General features: G+C 71.0%; 17 protein-coding genes. 13 read left to right on the forward strand and 4 right to left on the reverse strand.

Annotated features, from left to right (window positions below):
* Positions 1-8: 8 nt before the first annotated feature.
* From V4F39_RS15715 to V4F39_RS15775, 13 genes are all read left to right on the forward strand, one after another.
* Entirely contained in the window at positions 9-998 is a 990-nt protein-coding gene (locus V4F39_RS15715) for a hydroxymethylglutaryl-CoA lyase (RefSeq protein ID WP_332290616.1), read from the forward strand.
* Positions 999-1,087: 89 nt separating this feature from the next.
* Entirely contained in the window at positions 1,088-1,906 is an 819-nt protein-coding gene (locus V4F39_RS15720) for an ABC transporter ATP-binding protein (protein WP_332290617.1), read from the forward strand.
* A complete protein-coding gene (locus V4F39_RS15725) occupies positions 1,903-2,619 on the forward strand; it encodes an ABC transporter ATP-binding protein (protein ID WP_332290618.1) in 717 nt (238 codons plus the stop codon). Before V4F39_RS15720 ends, V4F39_RS15725 begins: the two co-directional genes overlap by 4 nt.
* A gap of 13 nt (positions 2,620-2,632) precedes the next feature.
* Positions 2,633-3,505 carry a branched-chain amino acid ABC transporter permease gene (locus V4F39_RS15730; RefSeq protein ID WP_332290619.1) on the forward strand — a complete coding sequence of 291 codons (873 nt, stop codon included), beginning with the start codon at positions 2,633-2,635 and terminating at the stop codon, positions 3,503-3,505.
* Between the two features lie 3 nt (positions 3,506-3,508).
* The gene (locus tag V4F39_RS15735; RefSeq protein ID WP_332290620.1) at positions 3,509-4,525 is read left to right on the forward strand and encodes a branched-chain amino acid ABC transporter permease; all 1,017 of its coding nucleotides are present in this window, start codon (positions 3,509-3,511) and stop codon (positions 4,523-4,525) included.
* 37 nt (positions 4,526-4,562) lie between these two features.
* Positions 4,563-5,762, forward strand: a complete 1,200-nt coding sequence (locus V4F39_RS15740; protein WP_332290621.1) for an ABC transporter substrate-binding protein — start codon at positions 4,563-4,565, stop codon at positions 5,760-5,762.
* Positions 5,763-5,786: 24 nt separating this feature from the next.
* Positions 5,787-6,470, forward strand: a complete 684-nt coding sequence (locus V4F39_RS15745; RefSeq protein ID WP_332290622.1) for a cysteine hydrolase family protein — start codon at positions 5,787-5,789, stop codon at positions 6,468-6,470.
* 13 nt (positions 6,471-6,483) lie between these two features.
* Positions 6,484-7,167 (forward strand): TetR/AcrR family transcriptional regulator, encoded by a 684-nt coding sequence (locus tag V4F39_RS15750; protein WP_332290623.1) that lies wholly within the window; start codon positions 6,484-6,486, stop codon positions 7,165-7,167.
* Positions 7,168-7,184: 17 nt separating this feature from the next.
* A complete protein-coding gene (gene bioA / locus V4F39_RS15755) occupies positions 7,185-8,567 on the forward strand; it encodes an adenosylmethionine--8-amino-7-oxononanoate transaminase (RefSeq protein WP_332290625.1) in 1,383 nt (460 codons plus the stop codon).
* A complete protein-coding gene (gene bioF / locus V4F39_RS15760; RefSeq protein ID WP_332290626.1) occupies positions 8,533-9,747 on the forward strand; it encodes an 8-amino-7-oxononanoate synthase in 1,215 nt (404 codons plus the stop codon). The genes bioA and bioF overlap by 35 nt, the downstream gene beginning before the upstream one ends.
* Positions 9,747-10,484, forward strand: a complete 738-nt coding sequence (bioD, locus tag V4F39_RS15765) for a dethiobiotin synthase (RefSeq protein WP_332290628.1) — start codon at positions 9,747-9,749, stop codon at positions 10,482-10,484. Before bioF ends, bioD begins: the two co-directional genes overlap by 1 nt.
* On the forward strand, positions 10,481-11,515 hold the full coding sequence (gene bioB, locus V4F39_RS15770) for a biotin synthase BioB (RefSeq protein WP_332290629.1): 1,035 nt from the start codon (positions 10,481-10,483) through the stop codon (positions 11,513-11,515). Before bioD ends, bioB begins: the two co-directional genes overlap by 4 nt.
* Before the next feature lie 22 nt (positions 11,516-11,537).
* A complete protein-coding gene (locus V4F39_RS15775) occupies positions 11,538-12,788 on the forward strand; it encodes a cytochrome P450 (RefSeq protein ID WP_332290630.1) in 1,251 nt (416 codons plus the stop codon).
* On the opposite strand, the gene V4F39_RS15780 is transcribed toward V4F39_RS15775, so the two are convergent.
* The 4 genes from V4F39_RS15780 to V4F39_RS15795 form a co-directional block, all read right to left on the reverse strand.
* The gene (locus V4F39_RS15780; protein ID WP_332290631.1) at positions 12,760-13,197 is read right to left on the reverse strand and encodes an OsmC family protein; all 438 of its coding nucleotides are present in this window, start codon (positions 13,195-13,197) and stop codon (positions 12,760-12,762) included. The two genes, V4F39_RS15775 and V4F39_RS15780, sit on opposite strands and share 29 nt — an antisense overlap.
* A 23-nt stretch (positions 13,198-13,220) precedes the next feature.
* A complete protein-coding gene (locus V4F39_RS15785; protein ID WP_332290632.1) occupies positions 13,221-14,291 on the reverse strand; it encodes a flavodoxin family protein in 1,071 nt (356 codons plus the stop codon).
* Between the two features lie 114 nt (positions 14,292-14,405).
* Entirely contained in the window at positions 14,406-16,589 is a 2,184-nt protein-coding gene (locus tag V4F39_RS15790) for a 3-hydroxybutyrate oligomer hydrolase family protein (RefSeq protein WP_332290633.1), read from the reverse strand.
* On the reverse strand, positions 16,586-17,446 hold the full coding sequence (locus V4F39_RS15795) for a DUF2189 domain-containing protein (protein WP_332290634.1): 861 nt from the start codon (positions 17,444-17,446) through the stop codon (positions 16,586-16,588). The genes V4F39_RS15790 and V4F39_RS15795 overlap by 4 nt, the downstream gene beginning before the upstream one ends.
* Positions 17,447-17,549: the final 103 nt, after the last annotated feature.

A 17,549-nucleotide genomic window follows, 5' to 3' on the forward strand; every position in this document is an offset into this window, starting at 1 on the left:
GGTGCACCATGTCTGGAAACCAACCTCCGAACGTCCGCGACGTCGTGCTGTGCGAGTGCTTCGCGCGCGACGGCCTGCAGCATGAACCGGTCTTCATGCCCACGCCGCAGAAGGCGGCGCTGATCCGGCAGTTCGCCGCCATCGGCTTCGAGCGGGTGGAGGCGACCTCCTACTCGAATCCGCAGGTGGTGCCCCAGTTCGCCGATGCCAGCGAACTGCTGGCCGCCCTGCCTCGCCGCGAAGCGACCTTCTACAAGGCGACCTGCGCCAACCTGCATGCGGTCGAGCGCGCCATGGCGGACCACGAGGCCGGCCACGGCGCCAACGAGATCAGCTTCCTCGTGTCAGCCTCGGAGTCGCACTCCAAGCGCAACCTGAAGCGCGGCCGTGCCGAGCAATGGGACAACATCGCCCGCATGCGTGAGCGGGCGGGCTCGGCCTTCCGCATCGTCGGCACGGTGTCGGTGGCCTTCGGCTGCCCGTTCGAGGGCCACGTGGAACCGCGCTCGATCGTGCAGGACATCGAATCCTTCGCCCGGCTGGGCATCGGCTACGTGGCCCTGGGCGACACCACCGGCCTGGCCACGCCCAGGACCGTCAAGGCGCTGCTGAAGACGCTCATGGCCGAAGTGCCGGAGGTGACGCTGGTGGCGCACTTCCACGACTCGCGCGGCACCGGCCTGGTCAATTGCCTGGCGGCCTACGAGGCGGGCGTGCGCTTCTTCGACTCGGCGTTCGGCGGCGTCGGCGGCCATCCGGCGGGCTTGGCGTATGGCGGGGGCTACACCGGCAACGTGTGCACCGAGGACCTGGTCAACCTCTTCGAATCGCTGGGCGTGCGCACCGGCATCGACCTCGACGGCCTCATGGAAGCCGCCGAAGCCTGCGAGCGCGCGCTGCTGCGGCCCCTGCACGGCCATGTGACGCGCACCGGACTGAGCCCGCTGATCGCAGGGGCCTCCTGCAAGCTGAACGAGCCCTATCGGGTAAATCCTTAGCTCGCGAACTAACAATCAGTCCTGATTGAATGTTAAATTAATGACAACGTCGGACCCATGAAGATCCCGCTTTCCGTGGAAGGACTCACGTGAACCACTCCGCTTCAGATCCGGCCGCTGCTGGCACACGCAGGGAGCCCGCCAGCGCGCTGCTGGCGGTCCACGACGTGTCGGTGCGCTTCGGCAACATCGTGGCGCTCGACGGCATCTCCTTCGAGGCCCCCGCCGGTTACGTGACCGGCCTGATCGGCCCCAACGGGGCTGGCAAGACGACGCTGTTCAACTGCCTCTCGCGCCTGTACGCCTGGCAGACGGGCGACATCGAGTTCAACGGCCGCTCGCTGCTGCCGCTGCCGCCGCACCGCATCGCCGGCCTCGGCATCGGCCGCACCTTCCAGAACCTCGCGCTGTTCGACTCGATGACGGTGCTGGAGAACGTCAAGATCGGCGGGCACTGCACCAGCACCAGCGGGTTCCTGTCCAACGCGCTGCGGCTGCCCTACGTGCGCCGCGAGGAGCTGGACGCCGGGCGCAAGGCGAGCGAGCTGATCGGCTTCCTCGAGTTGGATGCCGTCGCCCACCTGCCCGCCGGCCAGCTGCCCTTCGGCACGCGCAAGCGTGTGGAACTGGCCCGCGCGCTGATGGGCGATCCGCAGCTGCTGCTGCTCGACGAACCCGCCGCGGGGCTCAACCACGAGGAGGTCGACGCGCTGGGTCGGATCATCCTGAGCATCCGCACCGACCTCGGCGTGTCGATCCTGCTCGTGGAACACCACATGGGCCTGGTGATGGGCGTCTCCGACAAGGTCGTCGCGCTGAACTTCGGCCGCAAGCTCGCCGAGGGCACCCCGAAGGAGGTGCAACAGCATCCCGATGTGATCTCCGCGTACCTGGGGGGCCGGCCATGAGTGAAAGCCTTCTCGCCGTCAGCGGCCTGTCCGCCTTCTACGGCCAATTCCAGGTGCTGCACGGCATCGACTTCGAGCTGAAGGAGGGCGCGATCACCACGCTGCTCGGCGCCAACGGCGCGGGCAAGACGAGCACGCTGCGGGCACTGTCCCAGATGATCCGCACGCAGGGCAGCATCCGTTTCCAGGGCAGGCCGCTGCAAGGCTGCTCCACCGAGGCGGTGGCGCGCATGGGCATCGCCCACGTGCCCGACGGCCGCGGCACGTTCGGCGGCCTCACCGTCGAGGAGAACCTGCGCCTGGGCGCCTACCTGCGCAGCGACCGGGCGGCCATCGCCGAGGACACGCAGCGGATGTACGAATACTTCCCGCGCCTCAAGGAGCGCCGGCGGCAGCAGGCGGGCACGCTGTCGGGCGGGGAGCAGCAGATGCTGGCGATCTCGCGGGCGCTGATGCTGAGGCCCAAGCTGCTGCTGATGGACGAGCCCTCGTTCGGCCTGGCGCCGCTGGTGGTGCGCGAGATCTTCGAGCTGGTCCGGGAGATCAACCGCCGCGAGAAGGTGTCGGTGCTGCTGGTCGAGCAGAACGCCGCACTGACCCTGGAATTCGCGACCCACGCGTACCTGATGGAGACGGGCCGCATCGTCCTGTCGGGCTCCGCCGAAGACATCAAGCGCAACGACAACGTCCGCAGGGCCTACCTGGGCTACTGAGGAAGGAGACACCATGGAAACTTTCATCCACCAGGCCGTCGCCGGGCTGGCGACGGGCGGCATCTACGCCAGCGTCGCGTTGGCGCTGGTCATGATCTACCAGGCCACGGGCAACGTGAACTTCGCCCAGGGCGAGATGGCGATGTTCTGCACGTACATCGCGTGGACGCTGATCCACCTGGGCGTGCCGTACTGGGGGGCCTTCGTCCTCACCGTCGCCTTCGCCTTCCTGCTCGGCGCCGGCATCCAGCACCTGCTGCTGAGGCCGCTGGGCAACGTGCCGGTGCTGTCGGTGGTCATGGTGTTCATCGGCCTGCTGGTCATCTTCAACAGCGTGACCGGGTGGCTGTACACCTACACCATCAAGTCGTTCCCCAGCCCGTTCCCCACGGAGCCGCTGTTCGGCCAGACCTACATGTCGTCGCACGAGCTGGGCACGCTGGGCATCACCCTCGCGGTGCTGGCGGTGCTGTTCTGCTTCTTCCGCTTCACGTCGCTCGGCCTGGCGATGCGTGCCGCCGCGCAGAACCCATCGTCCAGCCGGCTGGTGGGCATCCGCGTGGGCTGGATGCTGGCGCTGGGCTGGGGGCTGGCGTCGGCCATCGGGGCCGTCGCCGGGATGATGGTCGCACCGGTGCTGTACCTCGATCCCAACATGATGTCCGGCGTCCTGCTGTATGCGCTGGCCGCCGCGCTCATCGGCGGCATCGACAGCCCGCTCGGCGCGGTGATCGGCGGCCTCATCGTCGGCGTGCTGGAGAACCTGGTGGGCACCTACCTCATCGGGACCGAACTGAAGTTGACCGTGGCACTGGTGCTGATCATCGGGGTGCTGGTGGTCAAGCCCTCCGGGCTGCTGGGGACCAAGCTGGTGACGAAGGTCTGAGCCATGACGAACTACACGCTCCATTCCGCGATGCCCGGTGCATCCGCGATCCCGGCCGGCGGGGCCTGGCGCTACCTCGGCGCAGCCGCCTTCGCGGCCGTGCTGCTGGGCCTGCCGTTCCTGGCCAGCAGCTACCAGGTGTTCCAGCTCACGATGGTGGTCATCTACGCCATCGCCCTGCTGGGCCTGAACATCCTGACTGGCTACAACGGGCAGATCTCCATCGGCCACGGCGCCTTCTACGCGGTGGGCGCCTACGTGGCGGCCATCATGATGGATGTCTGGACGGTCCCCTATTGGCTCACGCTGCCGGCCGCCGGCGCCGTGTGCCTCGTGGTCGGCTTCCTGTTCGGGCTGCCGGCGTTGCGGCTCGCGGGCCTGTACCTTGCGCTCGCGACCTTCGCGCTCGGCGTCGCGCTGCCCCAGCTGCTGAAGTTCAAGAAATTCGAGGCCTGGACCGGCGGCGTGCACGGCATCGTGCTGAACAAGCCCGAGGCCCCATTCGGCCTGCCGCTCAATGCGGACCAGTGGCTCTACTTCTTCTCCCTGCTCGTCGCGGTGCTGATGTTCGTGCTGGGCTGGAACCTGCTGCGGGGCCGCGTGGGCCGCGCGCTGATGGCCATCCGCGACCATCCCATCGCCGCCGTCAGCATGGGCGTCAACACCTCGCTGTACAAGTCGCTCGCCTTCGGCGTCAGCGCGATGTTCACCGGCGTGGCGGGTGCCCTCGGCGCCATCGCGGCGCAGTTCGTCTCTCCCGAGAGCTTCACGATCTTCCTGTCCATCTCGTTCCTGGTCGGCGTCGTCGTGGGCGGGGTGGCCACGCTGTCGGGCGCCATCTACGGCGCGCTGTTCATCCAGTTCGTCCCGAACGTGGCGGACTCCATTTCCGAAGGCGCGCCGTGGGCCATCTACGGGGTGATGCTGATCGTCTTCGCCTACCTGGCGCCGCACGGCATCGCCGGCGCCCTCCAACGTGCCCGGCAACGGCTCGCCTCGCGCCAGCCTGCCCGGGATTGATCGACCTTGCCTCAACGCTTGAACAGTGAGTAGCACCATGAAAACACGTCGCCTGTTGTCCGTCGCGCTGCTGAGCACCGCCGTCTGCGGCTTCGCCGCTGCCCAGAGCACCACGGTGGGGGTCACCAAGACCGAGATCCGCCTGGGCCAGACCATGGCCTACAGCGGCCCGGTGTCCGCCTACGGCCAATACGGCAAGGCCGAGGCCGCCTACTTCAAGATGATCAACGAGCGGGGCGGCGTCAAGGGCCGCAAGATCAACCTGATCAGCCTCGACGACGGCTACAGCCCGCCCAAGACCATCGAGCAGGTCCGTCGCCTGGTGGAGCGCGAGGAGGTGCTGGCCCTGTTCCAGAACCTCGGCACGGCGCCCAACACCGCGATCCAGAAGTACGTTAACGCCAAGCAGGTGCCCAACCTCTTCGTCATCTCGGGCGATTCGAAGTGGGCGGATGCCAGCCAGCATCCCTTCACCACCAGCTGGCAGCCCAGCAACCAGACCGAGGCGCGCGTCTACGCGAAGCACATCCTGCAGACCAAGCCCGATGCGAAGATCGCCGTGCTCTACCAGAACGACGACTACGGCAAGGACGCGCTGAAGGGCTTCAAGGACGAGCTGGGCGACAAGGTCTCGCTGATCGTCGCCGATGCGTCGTACGAGGTCAGCGATCCGACCATCGATTCGCAGATCGTCTCGTTCAAGGGCAAGGGCGCCGACGTCTTCTTCGCGATCGCGACCCAGAAGTTCGCGGCGCAGGCCATCCGCAAGACCTACGACATCGGCTGGAAGCCGACGATGTACCTGAACGGCCTCGCCTCGTCGGTCGGCGCCGTGCTCCAGCCCGCAGGCCTGGAGAAGGCGGTGGGCATCATCTCCGTCGCCTACCTGAAGGACCCCTCCGACAAGCGCTGGGCCAACGATGCGGCCATGAAGGACTACCTGGCGTTCATGCAGAAATACCTGCCGGGCGACAATGTGCACGACACGATGAACGTGTTCGGCTACTCCGCGGCGCAGACGCTGGTGCACGTCCTCGAGCAGTGCGGCGACGACCTGTCGCGGGAGAACCTGATGCGCCAGGCCACCGGCATCAAGAACCTCAGCCTGCCGATGCTCCTGCCCGGCATCGTCATCAACACCACGCCGCAGCAGCGCACCGCGCTGCGCTCGATGCAGCTGGCGCGCTTCGACGGCCAGGCATGGCAGCTGTTCGGCGGCGTCATCAGCGCCAACTGAGCGACAACCCGCGAGGCCCCCACCATGCATGAAGTCCGCATTGCCCAGGACGTGCTCGACCGCGCGCTCGCGCGGCGGGGCGCGACCGAGGTGTTCCCCACCTTGCAGCCCTCGCGCACGGCGCTGCTGGTCATCGACCTGCAGAACGGCTTCATCCTGCCCGGCCAGCCCGGCGAGCTGCCGTTCGCCCGCGAGATCGTGGGCAATGTCAACCGCATGGCGGCGGCGCTGCGCAGCGCCGGCGGGCATGTCGTGTGGGTCAGGCACACGCACCTGGCGGCCGATCCCTGGCCCCGCTTCCTGGAGTTCTCCCGCGCGGGCTGGGGCGAGGCGCTGACGCAGGCGCTCACGCCGGGCCGGCCGGGGCACGAGCTGTACGCGGGCCTGGAGATCGCACCGCAGGACGAGGTGGTCGACAAGACCCGGTTCAGTGCGCTGATCCAGGGCTCGTCCGACCTGCACGAGCGCCTGCAGCGGCGCTCGATCGACACCGTCATCGTCGCCGGCACCATCACCAACGTGTGCTGCGAGTCGACGGCCCGCGACGCGATGATGCTCAACTACAAGGTCCACTTCGTGTCGGACGCCAACGCCGCGCGCACCGACGCCGAACACAACGCCACGCTGGGCAACATGATGCTGTGGTTCGCCGACGTGCGCACCACCGAGGGCATCGTCGAGCTGATCGACGCGTCACATCCAGGTTAGGAGACGTCTTCCCATGACCGACTCATCCTCTTTCCGGCCGCCCTCCGCGGCCCCCGGCGCCACCCCCGTGGTGGCCGCGAAGAAGCGTCGCTCGCAGGTCGAGCGCACCGAGGAGACGCGCGGCAAGCTCATCGCCGCGGCCGTCGAGGTGCTCAACGAAGTGGGCTTCACCAAGACGACGTCGCTGGCGATCGCGCAGCGCGCCAAGGTCTCGCGCGGCGCGTTCCAGCACCAGTTCGGGACGGTGCAGAACCTGATGCTGCAGATCGTCAAGCACCTGTCGCACGAGCTCGTGGGCCAGATCGAGCTGGAGAGCATCCGCTTCGTCTCGCCGGCCGAGCGGCTGCGCGCCATCGCGCTGCGCTACTGGGCGGTGTACCAGAGCCCGGAGTACCGCGCCGTGCTGCTGATCTGGCTCGGCTCGGCACAGGACGACGCGTTCGTCGAGCGCATCGACAAGCTCATGCAGGGCATCGACCTGCAGCGCGATCAGAACTGGACGGAGATCTTCGCCGACCAGGACATCCCGCCGAAGGACCTGCACAACTTCCGTCGCCTGCTGCTGGCCGCGGTGCGCGGCCTGGCCATCCATGCGATCTACAGCCGCCGGCCGGTGAGCTTCGACGACGTCCTCGGGCTGGTCGTGCGGCTGTGGACCGAGATGACCGCCGAGCGCAACACGACGGCATCCGCCTGACGGCAGGGAGGCAGGGCATGCAAGGCGATCTGGCACGGCGCAGCGTCGCCGCGATCTGGCACCCCTGCACGCAGATGCAGCGGGCCGCCGCCGTGCCGCCGCTGGCGGTGGTGCGCGGCCAGGGGCCGTGGCTCTTCGACGAGACCGGCAGGCGCTACTTCGATGCCACCAGCTCGTGGTGGGTGAACCTGTTCGGCCATGCCGACGCGCGCATCAACGCCGCATTGAAGCAGCAGCTCGATGCGCTGCCGCACGTGATGCTGGCCGGCTGCACCCATGCCCCGGCCGTCGAGCTGGCGGAACGGCTTTCCGCCCGCACCGGCGGCGTGCTCGGGCACTGCTTCTTCGCGAGCGATGGCGCATCGGCCGTCGAGATCGCGCTGAAGATGAGCTTCCACCACTGGCGCAACGTGGGCCGCAGCGGCAAGCGGGAGTTCGTCTGCGTGCGCCAGGGCTACCACGGGGAGACGCTGGGGGCGCTGGCGGTCACCGACGTTTCGGTCTTCCGGGATGCGTACGACGGCCTGCTGATGCACGCGCACCAGGTGGCGTCGCCGGATGCACGGCGGACGCCCCCCGGCGCCACCGCGGCGCAGGCCGCCGAGGCGGCCGCCGACGACTTGCGCGCGCTGCTCGAAGCACGCCACCAGCACATCGCGGCCGTGATCATCGAGCCGCTCATCCAGTGCGCCGCCGGCATGGCCATGCACGACGCGTCGTACCTGCGGGCCGTGCGTACGCTCTGCGACCGCTTCGGCGTGCACCTGATCGCCGACGAGATCGCCGTCGGCTGCGGCCGCACCGGCAGCTTCTTCGCGTTCGAGCAGGCGGCGGCGCCGGGCGAGGCGCCGGTGTGGCCCGATTTCGTCTGCCTGTCCAAGGGCATCACCGGGGGCTACCTGCCGCTGTCACTCGTCATGACGCGGGATGCGATCTACGAGGCCTTCCTCGATGACGACACGGCGCGCGGCTTCCTGCACTCCCATTCCTACACCGGCAACGCACTGGCCTGCCGGGCAGCGCTCGCGGTGCTCGACCGGTTCGAGCAGGACCATGTGCTCAGCCGCAACCGCGGGCGCGCCGCCGCGCTGACCACGGCCCTGGCGGCCCTGCAGCGCGACGAGCGCATCGAGCACTTCCGCCACCTCGGCATGGTCTGGGCCTTCGACGTGCGGGCCTGCGTCGCGCCGGCGCGATTCGCCGAGCGCTTCCACCTCGCCGCCCGGCAGCGCGAGCTGCTGATCCGTCCCATCGGGCGCACGGTCTACCTGATGCCGCCCTACGTGCTCGACGCAGCGCTCGCGCCCTGGCTGGCCGGTGCGGTGGTCGACACGCTGGACGCGGTGCTCGACGAGGACGATGTCCATGCTGCTCGACCATCTGAGCCAGCGACTGCGTGAGCGCGACGCCGCCGCATTGCGGCGGCATCGGCGCACCGTGCAGACGCCGTGTGCGCCCCGCCAGCGCGTGCAGGGGCCGCGTGGCCCGGCGCGCGAGATGCTCGCCTTCTGCAGCAACGACTACCTGGGCCTCGCTGCCCATCCGCAGCTGGCCGAAGCGCTGGCCGAGGGTGCGCACTGCTTCGGGGTGGGCAGCGGCGCGTCGCACCTCATCAGCGGGCATTCGCAGGCCCATGCGGCGCTCGAGCGCATGCTGGGCGATTGGCTCGCGCCCTGCATCCCGCAGGCCCGCGCGCTCACCTTCTGCACCGGCTACATGGCCAACCTGGCGCTGCTCACGTCGCTCGCGGACGCCGATGCGGCCATCTACGCCGACAAGCTCAACCATGCCTCGTTGATCGACGCCGCGCTGCTCGCAAGGGCGCCGATGCAGCGCTATGCCCATGGCCGGCTCGACGTGCTGGTTCGTTGGCTCGAAGACAGCGCGGCACCGATCAAGCTCATCGTCACCGACGCGGTCTTCAGCATGGATGGCGACCTGGCGGACCTGCCGGCGCTGCTGGCGCTGGCCGAGCGCCACGATGCCTGGCTGGTGGTCGACGACGCCCACGGCTTCGGCGTGCTCGGCGAGGGCGGGCGCGGCACGCTCGCGCATTTCGGCTTGTGCAGCGAGCGCTTCGTCTACATGGGCACGCTGGGCAAGGCGATCGGCGCCGCAGGGGCCTTCGTGGCCGCGCATCCGGTCGTGATCGACTGGCTCGTACAGAGCGCACGCACATACGTCTACACGACCGCCACGCCCCCGGCGCTGGCCCATGCGGTGCGGGCGAGCCTGGGCCTCGTTGGCGGGCCGCAGGGCGATCGCCGCCGCCGCCGGCTCGGGCGGCTGGTCCGCCAGCTGCGGTGCCGGCTGGGCGCCCTGATCGACGCGCACCCCCGCCTCGGCTGGCGGCTGCCCGCGTCGGCCACCGCCATCCAGCCGCTGATCGTCGGCAGCAACGAAACCGCGCTGCAGCTGGCCGCCGCCCTGGAAGCCGAAGGGCTGTGGGTGCCCGCCATCCGGCCGCCCACGGTGCCGGCGGGGGCCGCCCGGCTGCGCATCACGCTCAGTGCGGAGCACACGCCGCAGGACGTGCGGCGGCTGGTCGACGCGCTCGCGCGGGCGGCGCGGAGGCTGTGATGGCACGGCTGGCCGGCTGCTTCGTCACCGGGACCGACACCGAGGTGGGCAAGACGCGCGTCAGCACCGGCCTGCTGCACTGGGCGGCCCGCCAGGGCTGGCGCAGCGCGGGCTGCAAGCCGGTGGCGGCAGGCACCACCTGGCTTGCGGGCGCGCAGGTCAACGAGGACGTGCGCGCGCTGCGGGATGCGGGATCGGTGGCACTGACCGACGCGGAGGTCGGCCCGCTGCAGTTCGCCGCGCCCTGTGCGCCGCACATCGCCGCTCGGCTCGAAGGCGCTAGCATCGAAGTCGGCAGGCTGGTCGGGCACGTCCATGGCCTGGCGGCACGTGCCGAGCTGATCGTGGTCGAGGGGGTCGGCGGCTTCTGCGTGCCCTTCGGGCCGGACAGCGACAGCGCCGACCTGGCGGTGGCGCTGGGCCTGCCCGTGGTGCTCGTGGTCGGCCTGCGCCTGGGCTGCCTCAGCCATGCGTTGCTGACGGCCGAGGCGGTCCGGGCGCGAGGCCTGGTGCTGGCCGGCTGGGTCGCCAACCGCATCGACGCCGGCATGGCCCACGCCGACGACAACCTGGCGGCGCTGCACCACGAGTTCGGACGCCGCCACCGTGCGCCGTGCCTGGGGATCGTGCCCTGGCTGGCGCAGGCCGACCCTGCCCTCGTGGCAGCCCACCTCAACGGCACGCTGCTGCGCGAGAGGCTGCGACTTTCCCCTCCATTCCGTCAGGACGCCCCATGAGCTGTACTACCACCACCGTCTCCCTGTCGTCGCTGCGCCCCAAGCCCGTCCGCTCCGCGGCTGCACCGCGCTGGCGCGTCGATGCCGTCGAGGCCTTGTATGCCCTGCCTTTCATGGACCTGCTGTTCCGGGCGCAGCAGGTGCACCGCGAGCACTTCAATCCCAACGAGGTGCAGCTGTCGACCCTGCTGTCGATCAAGACCGGTGGCTGCGCGGAGGACTGCGGCTACTGCCCTCAGTCGGCCCACTTCGACACCGGCGTGCCCGCCAGCAAGCTGATGGCCCTCGACGAGGTGCTTGCGGCGGCGCGTGATGCACGTGCCCAAGGGGCGACGCGCTTCTGCATGGGCGCGGCCTGGCGCAGCCCGAAGGAGCGCGACATGGAGCGCCTGACCGACATGGTGCGCGGCGTGCGCGCGCTGGGCCTCGAGACCTGCATGACGCTGGGCATGCTGGAGCCCGGCCAGGCCCGGGCGCTGAAGGACGCCGGCCTCGACTACTACAACCACAACCTCGACACCGCCCCCGACTTCTACGGCGAGGTGGTCGGCACGCGCACTTACCAGGACCGGCTCGACACCCTGGGCCACGTGCGGGATGCCGGCATCAACGTCTGCTGCGGCGGCATCGTCGGCATGGGCGAGTCGCGCGCGCAGCGCGCCGCGTTCATCGCGCAGCTGGCGAACCTCGACCCCTGTCCCGAGTCGGTGCCCATCAACGAACTGGTGCAGGTGGAGGGCACGCCGATGGCAGGCACCGAGCCGCTGGACCCGTTCGAGTTCGTGCGCACGATCGCGGTGGCGCGCATCACGATGCCGCAGACCCTGGTGCGGCTGTCGGCCGGGCGGGAGCAGATGGACGAGGCGCTGCAGGCGCTGTGCTTCATGGCCGGCGCCAACTCCATCTTCTACGGCGACCGGCTGCTGACGACGAGCAATCCGCAGGCCGACCGGGACCGTGCGCTGTTCGCCCGGCTCGGCCTGCAGGCCCAGGGCGCGCGCGGCGACGGCAGCGCGGCCCCGGCCCGATGAGCCGGCGGCGGAGGACGGTGGAATGAGCGCCGTGCTGCGCCGCCCGTCTTGGGAGCCGCCGGTCGCCGACCCGGCCTTCCTCGACGACCCGTATCCGACGTACCACGCGATGCGCGCGGCGGGCCCGGTGTTGTGGAGCGAGCAGTTCTACGGCGGCGCCTGGCTCCTGACGCGGCATGCGGACGTGGAGCGCGTGTTGCGCGACCCGCGATTCGCGGCCCAGCGCACCGCCGGCTGGGCCGCGGGCGGCGATCTGCGGGCCTTCCAGCCGCTGTTCTCGCGCGCGATGCTGTTCCTGGACGGGGCCGACCACCAGCGTGTGCGCCGCGTCCTGCAGGCCGGCTTCCGGCCGGAGGCGCTGCAGCGGCTGCAGCCCCACATCGAGCAATGGGTCCGCGAGGCGCTCGACGGCGTGCGGCCGGCCGACGGCTTCGACTTCATGCACACGCTGGCCCGCCCGCTGCCGGTGAGCGTCATCACGCGGCTGATGGGCGTGGAGGCCGCGCAGGCGGCGTGCTTCGTGCAATGGTCCGACGACCTGGCTGCGTTCATGGGCGCGCTGCAGCCGACGCACGAGCAGGCGCGGCGGGCCACCGCCAGCCTGCTGGCCCTGGCGCGCTACTTCGAGGGCGTGATCGCGCAGCGCGGTGCGTCGCCCGGCGACGACCTCGTCGGCCGGCTGCTGCAGGCCCAGGCGCGCGGCGAGCTGGAGGCGGGCGCCGAACTGCTGTCGCAGTGCGCGATGCTGCTGTTCGCCGGGCACGAGACCACCCGCCACGTGTTGGGCAACGGCCTGCACGCGCTGATGCAGCATCCCGAGCAATGGGAGCGGCTGCGGCGCGAGCCCGAGCTCATGGGCCCTGCGGTGCGCGAGATGCTGCGCTATGACAGCCCGGTGCAGTACACCGGCCGCCGGCTCACGGTCGACCTGGAGATGCACGGGCTGCCGCTGCGGCGGGGCGACATCGTCGTGCCGCTGATCGGTGCCGCCAACCGCGACCCGGCGCGGTTCGCGCGCCCGGACGACTTCGAGGTCGCGCGCCAGGACGGGCACGGCCTGTCGTTCGGCGCCGGCCCGCACGTGTGCATCGGCGCGGCGCTGACGATGATGGAGGCGCAGGCCGTGTTCCGCCAGCTCACCGCCCGCACGCCGCGGCTCGCGTGGGTCGCCGAGGCGTCCCGGCGCACCGGCAACCCGCTCTACCGAGGCTTCGCCGCGCTGCACGTGCGGCAGCGCGCGGCAGTCAGCCCAGCAGCCTGGCCTGCAGCGTGATCTCCGGCACGCTGGCCAGTGCCTTCGACAGCGGGCAATCGCGCTTGGCCGTGGCGGCGATCTCCTGGAACCTGGCCTCGTCGATGCCAGGCACCTCGGCTTCCAGCGTCAGGGCGATGCGGTCGATCACGAAGCCGTCGCCCTGCTTGACCAGGCGCACGCTCGCACGGGTGTCCACCGACGCGGTCGCGAACCCGGCCTTGTCGCAGGCGAACGAGAAGGCCATCGTGAAGCAGGCCGCATGCGCCGCGGCCACGATCTCCTCGGGGTTCGTGCCCCGGCGGTCGTCCTCGAAGCGGCTCGCGAAGCCGTAGGGATACTCGCTCAGCGCACCCGTCTCGGTGCTGATGCGTCCCTGGCCCTTGGCGCCTCGGCCTTCCCAGCGGACGGTGGCGGTCTTCTCGGTCATGATGATTCCTTTGCGTGGAGGGTTCACTTCGGGCGGGGTGGCTGGAGGCCGTGGTCGGGCGTGTCGAGCGTGCCGGCGCGCAGGTCGGCCACGGCGCGGTGCACCGCACGGGCCACGTTGCGCACCTCCTCCTGGAGGGCTTCGTCGCGGTCCAGGGCCTCGTGGCTGTTGTAGTAGGGCTCGTAGTAACCGAGGTAGCGGTCCAGGCGCGCCGTGCTGCCCGCGGCCACCAGCCCCATCCAGTCGAGCCAGTCGGCCAGGTTGCGCCGATGGGCCTCGACACCCGCCACGTCGCCGTGCACCACGAGGCCGTAGACCCGGCCGGCGAGGTGCTTGGGATAGTCCCAGCCCTGCGCCTCGATGGCCTTGGCCTCGGCGGCCTTCTTGCCGTGGGTGCGGGTCGGGTCGGGATTGCCGCCGTCGGCGCAGACCAGCCGGTCGATCATCAGCTTCAGCGGGCTCGGCGACTGGTACCAGTACGTCGGCGCGAGCACGATCACGCCGTGTGCGGCCACCCAGCGCTCATAGATCTCGGCCATCCAGTCGTCGGCCTGGCCGAGCGCATGGTTGGGGTAGCAGCTGCAGGGCCAGTGGCACAGCGGCATCGCAGTCGAGACGCAGCCCTTGCAGGGATGGATCGTGCGGCCGTATTCCGAGGTGACGAGGCTCAGGTCCAGCACGTCGGTCTCGACCTCCGCCTGCGCGAGCACCTCGCGCGCCAGGTTCGTCAGCCGCCAGGTCTTGGAGATCTCGCCAGGGCAGGTGCCGTCGTTGCGCGCGCTGCCGCAGACGAGCAGCACACGCGAGGGCGCGGCCGCGTCGGACCACCGCTGCTGCGCCGCCTGCAGGCGCCCGCGGGTGTCGAGCCATTCGGTGGACAGCTCATAGGCCGGGTTGGCGAAGCCCTCGCCGGCCCGCTGCGTGAACGGCGCCTTGCGCCCTTCGCTGAAGGCATCCCAGGCGATGGCTTCGAGGCGGCCCAGGGCCTCCCGCTCCGCGGCATAGGCCGGGTCGGCGAAGCGGCGCATGAAGCGCAGGTGGAAGGTGTTCCTGTCCAGCGGCTCGGGGGCCTGGCCCTTGCGGATGTCGGTCATGGGGGTTCCGTGCTGCGGCGCCGGCGGGCGTCGCCCCCGCGATGGTCGGCCGCCGCCCGCCGCGCGGCCGTGGGAGCCGGCCGCGACGGCGTGTCGGCGCCGGCCGACAGGCCTTCAGTCCGGAATCTCGACCGTGGTGCCGGCGAAGGTGATGGCGTTCCCCGCCGCCGGCGCGGCGGACACCGGCGGCACGTTGGCGGTGGTGAGCGCGGGGGCCGCGCCCGGCAGGCCCCCGCGGGGCGTGGCGCGCACGACCTGGCTCGGCGGCAGCGCGGTGCCGCTCTTCAGGTGCGCGTACATCGCGTCCATCGCCGACAGAAAGTACACGTGCAGCGGCACGAAGCGGTTGTCGAAGCCCGGGAAGGGCAGGAAGCCGTCGAAGTGCTGCGCGTGCGTGACCTCGATGTAGCGCAGGCGGGTGCCGCCGCCCTCGACCAGCCGGTTGTAGGCGGTGTAGGCGCGCGCGGAATGGTTGACCGGGATCAGCGCGTCGCTGCGGCCGGCGACGATCACCGCCGGCTTGCCGCGCAGGTCGCCGTTCAGCAGCACCTCGTCCATGCCCGCCCGCACCGCCTGGCTCTGCGCAAGGGTGGGCGTGCTGGCCGCGGTGAGCGCGGCGCCGCTCGACGGGTGCATGCCGGTGGCGAGTGCACGCAGGCAGAGGGCCGAGTCGAGCGACAGGTCGGCCGTGCCGCTGGTCGGCGAGATGCCGAAGGCCCACGACCTCGCGCCGCCGACCGAGTCGTTGTAGACCACCGTCGCCGGCGCCCCGTTGGCGGTGCCGTTGCCGGTCGCGAAGCTCTGTGCCTTGGCGCTGGCGGCCACCGGCACGACCTCGCCGGTCGCGGCGCTGGCCGCCGCCAGGCTGAGCCCGCAGACGTTGCCGTCGAGCGCGAAGCGGCCGTACGCATTGGCGTACATCATCGTGATGATCGCGGCGTTGCCCAGGCCGTAGTGGGCGTTGTGCATCGTGTCGGTGTCGGCCGTCCAGCCGTAGGCGCGCAGCCGCGCCAGCGCGTCGGCGGCCTGGTCCGCCGTCGTGGCGCCGGCCAGCAGGCCGCGCGCAGCCAGCGCGCCGCAGCGGTTGGCGGCGCGGGCGGCCATGCCGAAGGTGGGGATGTAGTTGTAGGTCGACGCCTCTGCCATCGTGGCGCTTGGGGCCAGCGCGGCGCAGGGCTGGTACAGGTTGGCGAAGGTGAAGTAGTCGAACAGCGGCTTGCCGAAGGCGGGCACCGCGGTGCCGCCGGCCCGCACGCCGTAGCCGCCGGTGCTGGCCGGCTGGGCGCTCGGCTCGCCGGCCACCACGCCGTCGATCAGGCCTTCGGTGTCCTGCTCGGCCGCCCGCAGCACCGCCGCGCCGCCGTTGGACACCGCGCCGGCGATCACCAGCGTGTTGCGCGGCGTGAAGCGCACCTCCTTCGTCGTGCCGTCGAACGAGGTGGCGCCGTACTCCTGGTTCAGCGCGTAGAGCGCATAACGCGCGGCGGCCAGCGTGTCGCGGCCCCAGTCCTTCTCCGGGTTCTGCTGCGAATGCGCATGCTTGAGCGCGAGCCGGTTCGGGAAGGCGGCGTTGAAGGCGCTGCGGGCGGCCTCCGTCAGCGACGCCGCGAAATGCGACAGCGCACCGGCCGCGCTGCGCGTGGCGCGCGTGCCGTCGATCTGGTGGACCGTGTCGTCGGCGGGGTCGTACAGGCCCATGCCCTTGCCCGCGTCGGTGAGCGCCACCGCGCAGCCGCGCTTCAGGGCCCACTCGGCGGCCACGCCGATGGCGCCGTAGACGCCGCGCGACCCCGACGACGGCCCGAGCACCAAGCACGGGGCGCTCGTGTCGAAGCTGCGCGGGATCTGCACCGCGACGGTCACGCGCTGCGCGCCGCTGCCGTCGTCGATCGAGGCCAGGTACTCGCGGCCGGGCACCAGGCCTTCGCCCCCCGTGGCGGCGCCGGCGGCGTCGAGGTGGGGGCCGTAGAAGGTGCCGTAGCCGCCGCCCGCGGTGTAGTCGACGAGGCCGCGGTAGTTGGAATGCAGCGCGTTGCGGCGCAGCTCCGCCACCGTGGGGGCCGTCGCGTCGGCGGGCGCCGGGGCGGCGGCGGCCAGGCCGGTCTTGCCGAGGCCGCCGGTGAGCAGGTCCTGCGCCGCGGCGGTGGCGCCCGTGCCCGCGGTGGTGGCCAGGTAGTCGGTGACGCTGTGCTGCGTCACGCCGGCCGGGAGCCGGTTCAGGTCGGGGCCGTCGCCGCCGCAGCCGGCGAGGGCGGTCAGCACGGCGGCGGCCTGCCAGGTCAGTCGATGGGGGGTCATCCTGCGTCTCCTCGGGTGGGTGGCGGGGGGGCGCCGCGGGGCGGCTGGGGGTCCTCGGGCGGCGCAGGGGGGACGGCGGCGCGGTAGGCGTGCCAGGTCGCGTGGCCGACCACCGGCCCGACGACGAAGAGTCCGAGGAACCAGGGCAGCAGCGCCAGCGCCACCAGCACGGCGATCAACAGGCCCCACCACAGCATCACGCCCGTCTGCGTGAGCACGAGGCGCAGGCTCGTCAGCCCCGCGGTGACGGCGTCCACCTGGCGGTCGAGGATCATCGGGATCGCGACCACGCTCACCGCATAGATCAGCCCAGCGAACACCGCGCCCACGCCGGCGTAGGTGGCGATGAAGCCGAGGTGCTGCGGGTCGAGCAGCTTCAGCAGCGAGCCCTTGAAGTCCGGCATGCCGTCGAAGCTGACGGCGAAGATCACCAGCGCCGCGCGGCCCCACAGCATCTCCAGCACCAGCAGCACGAAGCCGAAGACCGCCAGCGCGCCGGGGCGGGCCGTCCAGGCGAGCACGGCGTCGCCGAAGTCGGGCCGCCGGCCCTGCTCGAGGTCCTGGCTCACGCGGTACAGCCCCATGCACAGCAGCGGCCCCAGCAGCAGGAAGCCCGCCGACAGCGCCAGCACGTACGCCGGCGCCCGCTCGAAGACCTTCATCAGCGCCCAGCCCATCACCACGAAGCAGCCGCCGAAGAAGAGCCCGATCGCCGGTGCACGGGCGAAGTCACGCGCACCGCGCACCAGCCACCGCAGCGGATCGGCGACGCCAAGCGGGTTCAGCGGGATCTCGAACGGGCTCGCGCTGGGGGACGGCGCGGGCGCCGGGCGCGGCGCGGCGGGGTCGTTCGTCATCGGCATGGCGCAGTGCAGCACACAGGAGCGGAACATAAGAGCTTCCGCCCCCGCCGGCCCTCCAGACAATCCCTGCCGCGGTAGCGCCGATACTGGCGCCGCC

The sequence above is a fragment of the Aquincola agrisoli genome (genome assembly GCF_036621135.1).
GTDB lineage: Bacteria > Pseudomonadota > Gammaproteobacteria > Burkholderiales > Burkholderiaceae_C > Aquincola > Aquincola agrisoli.

Excerpts from the sequence above, each read along its gene's own strand:
- V4F39_RS15730 (WP_332290619.1), top strand. The coding sequence starts at position 2,633 with ATGGAAACTTTCATCCACCAGGCCGTCGCCGGGCTGGCGACGGGCGGC.
- V4F39_RS15745 (WP_332290622.1), top strand. The coding sequence starts at position 5,787 with ATGCATGAAGTCCGCATTGCCCAGGACGTGCTCGACCGCGCGCTCGCG.
- bioA (WP_332290625.1), top strand. The coding sequence starts at position 7,185 with ATGCAAGGCGATCTGGCACGGCGCAGCGTCGCCGCGATCTGGCACCCC.
- V4F39_RS15740 (WP_332290621.1), top strand. The coding sequence starts at position 4,563 with ATGAAAACACGTCGCCTGTTGTCCGTCGCGCTGCTGAGCACCGCCGTC.
- V4F39_RS15795 (WP_332290634.1), bottom strand. The coding sequence starts at position 17,446 with ATGACGAACGACCCCGCCGCGCCGCGCCCGGCGCCCGCGCCGTCCCCC.
- V4F39_RS15725 (WP_332290618.1), top strand. The coding sequence starts at position 1,903 with ATGAGTGAAAGCCTTCTCGCCGTCAGCGGCCTGTCCGCCTTCTACGGC.
- V4F39_RS15735 (WP_332290620.1), top strand. The coding sequence starts at position 3,509 with ATGACGAACTACACGCTCCATTCCGCGATGCCCGGTGCATCCGCGATC.
- bioB (WP_332290629.1), top strand. The coding sequence starts at position 10,481 with ATGAGCTGTACTACCACCACCGTCTCCCTGTCGTCGCTGCGCCCCAAG.
- bioF (WP_332290626.1), top strand. The coding sequence starts at position 8,533 with ATGCTGCTCGACCATCTGAGCCAGCGACTGCGTGAGCGCGACGCCGCC.
- V4F39_RS15790 (WP_332290633.1), bottom strand. The coding sequence starts at position 16,589 with ATGACCCCCCATCGACTGACCTGGCAGGCCGCCGCCGTGCTGACCGCC.
- V4F39_RS15775 (WP_332290630.1), top strand. The coding sequence starts at position 11,538 with ATGAGCGCCGTGCTGCGCCGCCCGTCTTGGGAGCCGCCGGTCGCCGAC.
- bioD (WP_332290628.1), top strand. The coding sequence starts at position 9,747 with ATGGCACGGCTGGCCGGCTGCTTCGTCACCGGGACCGACACCGAGGTG.
- V4F39_RS15785 (WP_332290632.1), bottom strand. The coding sequence starts at position 14,291 with ATGACCGACATCCGCAAGGGCCAGGCCCCCGAGCCGCTGGACAGGAAC.
- V4F39_RS15780 (WP_332290631.1), bottom strand. The coding sequence starts at position 13,197 with ATGACCGAGAAGACCGCCACCGTCCGCTGGGAAGGCCGAGGCGCCAAG.
- V4F39_RS15715 (WP_332290616.1), top strand. The coding sequence starts at position 9 with ATGTCTGGAAACCAACCTCCGAACGTCCGCGACGTCGTGCTGTGCGAG.
- V4F39_RS15750 (WP_332290623.1), top strand. The coding sequence starts at position 6,484 with ATGACCGACTCATCCTCTTTCCGGCCGCCCTCCGCGGCCCCCGGCGCC.